The organism is Bradyrhizobium sp. JYMT SZCCT0428 (genome assembly GCF_018131075.1).
In the GTDB taxonomy this organism is placed as follows: domain Bacteria; phylum Pseudomonadota; class Alphaproteobacteria; order Rhizobiales; family Xanthobacteraceae; genus Bradyrhizobium.
The window spans coordinates 127,373-134,089 of record NZ_JAFCLS010000021.1 but is presented as its reverse complement, the minus strand read 5'-3'; the positions used below and the strand labels follow the sequence as shown (position 1 = coordinate 134,089).

Genomic DNA, 6,717 nt, shown 5'->3' with positions numbered 1-6,717 from the left:
ACGGTGGCAATAGAGGCCGTCTCACCGGGGAGAGCGCGTTATAAGCCGTAAAGCCATTGCGCAGGGAATGTCGGATGTTCTCCGCTGCCCTGTATGCTCATGTGCAGCATTCTTATGCACAATCGCACATGAGACCGCGGGTGCAGCGCGCATCCGGCATTCCCTGCGCCCTCTGAATTGAGAGGGCGCGGAATTTCTAGCAAAGCTCGGGCGCGATGTGCCGCGAGAACGCGAAATTGCGTTTGTCGTCATTGCGAGCGCAGCGAAGCAATCCATGCCGCCGCACGAAGAAAGAATGGATTGCTTCGCTTCGCTCGCAATGACGTTGGTGGGCTGTTTGAAATTCAAATCGGAACAGCAGGGCAAGCGAAACGACCTGGCACAACCAGCGCTTGTCCGTGACGGCGCGCACAGCCGCGGTCGTCGGCCGGCATGAAGCTGTCAGTCCGGCAACGGATTGTCCGTTGTCGGAGCAACGATGGAGACAGCGATGACTTCGAACATGCCTGCCTTGGACGACCATGCACTCGATGCCGTCAGCGGTGGTCTTGGCAAAGGAGACGTGTGCGTAGGAACCACGACGATGATCAAAACCAGCGCGGGTACCCTGACACTCGGCGCTGCCAACTGCACCGCCGGCGGGGTGACGGTTTCAATTCCGTTCGGAAGCTGGGAGCCCGCTTAACGCGTCGGGTCCCGCCGCGATGCCAGCCACGGCCGGCCTCTCACCATCTCGCTACCGGTTGACGGGCTGGCAAGAAGCGGATTGTCGCCGCAGCGATAGACCCGTGGCTCTAGACGTGAGGCGCGCTCGATCCGCGCAATCGTTCAACATACCAGAATGCCCAGATGGTAACGAACGAGAGGACGAATATCCCCCCGCATGCAAGGAGCGTTGATCCAAAACTAGTTTCCATGACATCCTCCAACAGGGTTGATCGCTTGCAGTCCCACCAGTCGATGTTGCGAGCATCAAGCTGGTTTCAAATCGCGCGGTAGCGGTCGACGTACACTCGCCCGTCAGCGCCGCTGACGTTTCACTGGGTCGGTCATTCCGGACAGTGCTTTGCGGGCGAGATCTCGTTCGTGGATCAATCGATCCATGAACTGACCTCGAACCGTGGGCGGGAGTGTTACCGAACTCTCAGTCACCGAAGGGTGCCACGGGCAGGGCGGTGATAAGGCAGGATGCGCGCTATTACGCGAAAGTGCCAATCAATAGTGCTCATGCAAGCCAGAATGTTTTTTACCGCGCACCATGGATGTCGGAACTTTTGCGCAAAGCGGAACAGAAGGCGGAAGGCGGAAACTATTCCGCGGCTTTGCTGGTCGGCGGATGGCCCCGGAGCCTGTCCTGGCCGGCGCGACGCTCACGTGACGACAGTCACGGAAGAGTTGGCCTTGCCGGCATAGGTTGTGCTCACAACGAGCGATGATCGCTTGCGCCAACGGATGGAGACTTGCCATGACCAAGGGCAATCGTGAACTGAGCATCGATGAATTGGGTGTGATCAGCGGAGGCGGATTGAAATCGGCGTTTGATAAAGTGCCTGCGTCCACCTCCACAGGTGGCTCCGGCACCGGTGCGCCGGATTGGTGGAGACCGTTTCCCGGTTATTTGACTATGGATTCGGTCAGGGCGCTCGGCCCCATCGGATTTTGACGATTTGGGGTGGGCAAAGCCACCGGGTCGCGCGAATGCGCGCCCGATGACAGGCTCCGCGTGCCCACCAGTCGGAATGATGAATTGCAGATAGATGGTGGGCACGGCGCGAATGCGCCTTTGCCCACCCTACGGCTGCGTTTACGCCCGCACCGCAATCAGCTGCGAGCCGACGGCGCCGAGCAGCAGCTGGTGCGCGCGATCGACGATTTCGTCGAGCGAGCGGGTGCGCGCAAACATCGCCTGCGCCTGCGCCAGCAATTCGTCGCGCGTCGGAATCCTCGGATGGAACGATGCCAATATCTCGGCGGTTTGAGATCGGGCCTGGCTCAGCGTCTCCTGCAACGCCACCAATTCGGACGAGTGCAGCGCCGATGAAACGGCGAGCGCGATCCGCTCGGGATTGAACCAGGCGACGAGTTCGTCGGCGGCGCGATTGATGACGCGCGAACCGAGCCGCTGCTCATTGCGCAGCACTTCCGCGGGCGGCGTCTTCAGGTCGCGGACGACGCGAACGAAAGACAGCGCTTTGAGCATGTAAAAGGTGACGTCGATTTCCCACCAGCGAAAACCCTGGCGGGCGCTGCTCTGGTAGGCGTGGTGGTTGTTGTGCCAGCCTTCGCCCATGGTGAAGAACGCCAGCAGCCAGTTGTTGCGGGAATCGTCGCCGGTGACGTAGCGCTTGCGGCCGTGAACATGCGCCAGCGAATTGATGCAGAAGGTCGCGTGATAGAGCAGCACCGTGCTCCAGACGAAACCGACCACGAGGCCGGACCATCCGCCGATCAGGAAGCAGATGATCGCGAGGATCACGCTCGGCAGCTGCTCGAACCGGTGCAGGAACCTCAATTCCGGAAAGGCCGCAAAATCCGCGACCTTGACCAGATCGGTCAGGTCGTGTTGCCGGTAAAAAATCCAACCGACATGGCTGTAGAAGAAGCCCTTGTGCCGCGGCGAATGCACGTCATGTTGCGTATCGGAATGCAGATGGTGGTGGCGATGCTTGGCTGCCCACCACAGCACGCTCTTCTGGGTGGTGCTTTGGGCGAGGAAAGCCAGCACGAATTGAAACAGCCGGCTGGTCGCATAGGAGCGGTGGGAGAAGTAGCGGTGATATCCCGCCGTGATCGCGAACATGCGCAGCCAGTACAGCGTCAGGCAGATCGCGACCGCCTGCCAGGTGATGCCGGTCCAGAACGCGGCAAAGCAGCTGAAGTGCAGCACGATGAACGGCAGCGCGGACGGGTACATGATGTCGTCATGCGCGTCGGCGGTTTGGGCGTCGGCATTGTCTGGCTTGTCGGACATGAAGTGCGTACTTGGCTCCCTGGCGCATGCCGGCATGCTGCCGGGCATGACTCACGGTTGATGGGCGAGGGTGATGATCGCATCCACCGGTTAAAGACCCGCTGAGGGGCCCGACGATGTTGGTCGAGAATGGGCAGAGGCTCGTCAGTCACGCGCACTAGGGGCGGGGCCAAGTCGGTCGGCCGAAGTTCGATCACCATAAATAGTTCTGCCCAGCCCGCGGCGCAAGACAATGTCCGGTACCGGACCTGAGGCCGTGGGTCGCACTCCGGCCGAAAGGGCGGGGCGGGCGAAATGACGGCCCGCCCCGCGCCCTGACCGGAATTGGAATTGTTCCAGATTTTTGGGAACCCGTTCCACGCCGCTCGCCCGATAGGCCCTGAAAATCGGGCGATATCAGTATCCAATGAGCTCCGAAACCGCGTGATTGGAGCTCGGCTTTGACGTATGGGTCCAGCGGCGGCCGTGGTATTTGTCACCGCCGGACCATGGGGTTAACCGACCAGATTCACTGAGGCCTTCTTGCTCGATAAGCTTGAACTATTGCTTGCGCTCGCAAAGGAGCGGCATTTCGGACGCGCCGCCGAGGCGTGCGGCGTCACCCAGCCGACCATGTCGACCAGCCTCAAGCAGCTCGAGGAAATCCTCGGCGTCATGCTGGTGCAGCGCGGCTCGCGCTTTCAGGGCTTTACGCCCGAGGGCGAACGCACCCTCGACTGGGCCCGGCGGATCGTGGGCGACACCCGCGCGATGCGGCAGGAGATCAACAGCCTCAAGGACAAGCTCTCGGGCGAGATCAGGCTGGCGGCAATCCCCACCGTGCTCGGCATGGTGGCGCAGCTCACCACGCCGTTCCGCGCGCGCCATCCCGATGTGCGTTTCCAGATCCGCTCATGCACCTCGGCCGAGGTGCTGGGGCTGCTCGAAAATCTCGAGGTCGACGCCGGGCTGACCTATATCGAGAACGAGCCGATCGGCAAGGTTCGCACCATCCCGCTCTATAACGAGAGCTACCGCCTGCTGACGGCGCCGGATGCGATGTTCGGCGATCGCAAGCAGGTCACCTGGAAGGAGGTCGGCCAGGTGCCGCTGTGCCTCCTGACGCCGGATATGCAGAACCGCCGCATCATCGACCGCGCGCTGACGTCGGTCGGCGCCGAGGCGATGCCGACGCTGACGTCGAACTCGCTCCTGGTGCTCTATACCCACGTCAAGACCGGACGCTGGGCGAGCGTGATGCCGGCGAAGCTGGCGGAGACGCTGGGGCTCGCGGACACCGTCCGTAGCATTCCGATCGTCGATCCCGTGGTCGATTACAGCATCGGCATGGTGATCCCGCAGCGCGATCCGATGACGCCGCTGATTGCAGCCCTGGTGCAGATCGCCCGCGAAGTGGCGCCGACCCTGGAATCGACCTGAGGGCCGGCTACGCCGCGACCGACAGCTTTGCGCTCGGCGTTTGCGGCTCGCGCGGCAGCCTGATCCGCACCACCGTTCCGGCGCCGAGCTTGGAACGCAGCCGCATCGTTCCGCCGTGCAGACTGGTTAGCGATCTCGCAATGGCGAGCCCGAGGCCCGAGCCCTGATAGGTCTTGGTGAGCTGGCTTTCCACTTGCTCGAACGGTTTGCCCAGCCGCCGCAGCGAATCCGGGGCGATGCCGATGCCGGTGTCGGCGATCACCAGCACGATGGAATCGCTGAGCACCTGGCCGCGCACGGTGACCCGGCCGTCGTCGGGGGTGAACTTGACGGCATTCGACAGCAGGTTGACGAAGATCTGCTTGACGGCGCGGCGGTCGGCCATGACCGAGATGGTGCTTTCGATATCGGCGTCCAGCGTCAGATGCTTGTCTTCCGCGCGCCCGGACACCACGCGCAGCGACTCCGCCAGAATGTTCGACAGGTCGAGCGGCTCCATGTCGAGCTTCATGCGGCCGGCCTCGATCTTCGACATGTCGAGGATGTCGTTGATGACTTCGAGCAGGTATTTGCCCGATGTCAGGATGTCGTGGCAGTACTCCTGGTATTTGTCGGAGCCGAGCACACCGAACATGCCGCTGCCCATGATCTCGGAGAATCCGATGATGGCGTTCAGAGGTGTGCGCAGTTCGTGGCTCATATTGGCCAGGAATTTTGACTTGGCGTGGTTGGCTTCCTGGGCGCGGGTTCGTTCCTGCGAGTATTTCTCGGCGAGGTCGGCGAGTTCGGATTGCGAGCGCTTCAGATCGAGCACGTTGGCGCGCATCCGCGCGTCATTTTCGACCAGCTTCTGCTCGTGTTCCTTGATGCGGGTAATGTCGGTGCCGACCGAGACGTAGCCGCCGTCCTTGGTGCGGCGTTCGCTGATGTGCAGCCAGCTGCCGTCGTCGAGTTGGGCTTCGAAGGTGCGCGCTCCCGGCGCTTGCGCGCCGGTCTCCTGCAGTCTGGTGCGGACCTCCGGCATGCTGCCGACTTCGATCACGGTTTCATAGGAGGTGCCTGATGTCACCGCCGAGTCAGGCAGTTTGTGCAGGCGCTGGAAATGCGAGTTGCACAGCACCAGGCGGTCTTCCGCATCCCAGAGCACGAAGGCTTCCGGAATGGTCTCGATCGCGTCGCGCAGCCGCAGATCGGCCTCGACGGTTTTCTCGGCCAGACTCTTCTGTTCGGTGATGTCGACCGCGATGCCGATCAGATGCAGGCCACTATCGGCGGCGGCCTGGCTGAGTTCGCAGCGCACCCGCAGCCAGATCCAGTGACCGCCGGTGTGCTGCATGCGGAAGGTCTGGTCGATATGGTCGAGCTTGCCGGAAATCAATTGGTCGGCGATCGCGAACAGGTCGATGTCGTCGGATTTCACCAGCGCGTTGACTTCGCCGAACGTCAGCAGGTCGTTGCGGGAGTCAAGCCCGAGCATCGTGAACATCGACTGCGACCAGAAGATCCTGCCGCGCGAAAGATCCCAGTCCCACAGGCCGCAACGGCCGCGGTTGAGCGCGGTGTCGATCCGGCCGCGCACCGCGTCATTGATCAGGTCGCCCTCGCGGGCGCGGGTCGATTGCCAGTGGAACGCAAAGCCGAGGATCAGCACGACGAAGCCGGTGGTGGCGGACAGCGTCATCGACAGCGCCGCGTCCGATCCCCACAGCGGATCGTTCTTCTCCTGGATCACGATGACCTGGCCGGGCAGCGACTTGACCAGCCGCGAGATCGCCAGCGCGCCGTTGCCGCTCGGCAGCGTCATGTCGTTGATGATTCCCTGCTGCGCCGGCGCGGCGAGCAGTTGCGCGGTGGAGATCACGTCGAGCACGCGGTCGCTTTCGCTGAGGCCCTCGACCGGGATCCGCGCCAGCACGCGATGCTCCACACCGGTGACGATGAAATGGCGGCCGACCGCGTTGCCCCAGGAGGGAATGAGTTCGGGCAGCAGGCTCTGCAGCCGGTCGATGGTGAGGGCGCGATCCTGCCGGACGGAGGCGAGGCGATCGATGCGTTCGGCCATGAGGTCGGTGACGGCGGCGAGGTCGCGCTTCATGGCGGCGCGCTTCTGCCGGGTCTGGTCGATCACCTGCACGACCGCGCCGAGGCAGATCGTGATCAGAAAGGCGATGATCAGGGTCGGCACGGCGCGTCGCAGCGCCGGCTCGGCGATGAGCAGCCTGTGGTAAGCCGGTTTTGCGATCGATTGCGCCAATCCCTTGATCGAATCGGATTGGACACACGCGTTCGCCGCATGCGCGCGCGCCATGCTAATAAACCCCCACCAA

The 6,717-nt window shown here is 62.7% G+C and carries 5 protein-coding genes; 3 read left to right on the top strand and 2 right to left on the bottom strand.

Annotated elements, in window-relative coordinates; genetic code table 11:
- The first annotated feature begins 490 nt into the window (after window positions 1-490).
- Window positions 491-685: a hypothetical protein gene (locus JQ575_RS22480; RefSeq protein WP_212035330.1), complete on the top strand. Its 195-nt coding sequence runs from the start codon at window positions 491-493 to the stop codon at window positions 683-685.
- A gap of 780 nt (window positions 686-1,465) precedes the next feature.
- A complete protein-coding gene (locus JQ575_RS22475) occupies window positions 1,466-1,663 on the top strand; it encodes a hypothetical protein (RefSeq protein ID WP_212035329.1) in 198 nt (65 codons plus the stop codon).
- Between the two features lie 141 nt (window positions 1,664-1,804).
- Here JQ575_RS22475 and JQ575_RS22470 read toward each other — a convergent pair whose 3' ends face one another.
- Window positions 1,805-2,971 (bottom strand): fatty acid desaturase, encoded by a 1,167-nt coding sequence (locus tag JQ575_RS22470; protein WP_249166814.1) that lies wholly within the window; start codon window positions 2,969-2,971, stop codon window positions 1,805-1,807.
- A 522-nt stretch (window positions 2,972-3,493) separates the two neighbouring features.
- On the opposite strand from JQ575_RS22470, the gene JQ575_RS22465 reads away from it, so the two are divergent.
- The gene (locus JQ575_RS22465) at window positions 3,494-4,390 is read left to right on the top strand and encodes a LysR family transcriptional regulator (protein WP_212035328.1); all 897 of its coding nucleotides are present in this window, start codon (window positions 3,494-3,496) and stop codon (window positions 4,388-4,390) included.
- A gap of 7 nt (window positions 4,391-4,397) precedes the next feature.
- Here JQ575_RS22465 and JQ575_RS22460 read toward each other — a convergent pair whose 3' ends face one another.
- Window positions 4,398-6,698 carry a PAS domain-containing sensor histidine kinase gene (locus tag JQ575_RS22460; protein WP_212035327.1) on the bottom strand — a complete coding sequence of 767 codons (2,301 nt, stop codon included), beginning with the start codon at window positions 6,696-6,698 and terminating at the stop codon, window positions 4,398-4,400.
- Window positions 6,699-6,717 lie beyond the last annotated feature (19 nt).

What these genes read in the sequence shown, in the direction of transcription:
- JQ575_RS22475 (WP_212035329.1), top strand. Translation starts at nt 1,466, where the DNA reads ATGACCAAGGGCAATCGTGAACTGAGCATCGATGAATTGGGTGTGATC.
- JQ575_RS22480 (WP_212035330.1), top strand. Translation starts at nt 491, where the DNA reads ATGACTTCGAACATGCCTGCCTTGGACGACCATGCACTCGATGCCGTC.
- JQ575_RS22470 (WP_249166814.1), bottom strand. Translation starts at nt 2,971, where the DNA reads ATGTCCGACAAGCCAGACAATGCCGACGCCCAAACCGCCGACGCGCAT.
- JQ575_RS22460 (WP_212035327.1), bottom strand. Translation starts at nt 6,698, where the DNA reads ATGGCGCGCGCGCATGCGGCGAACGCGTGTGTCCAATCCGATTCGATC.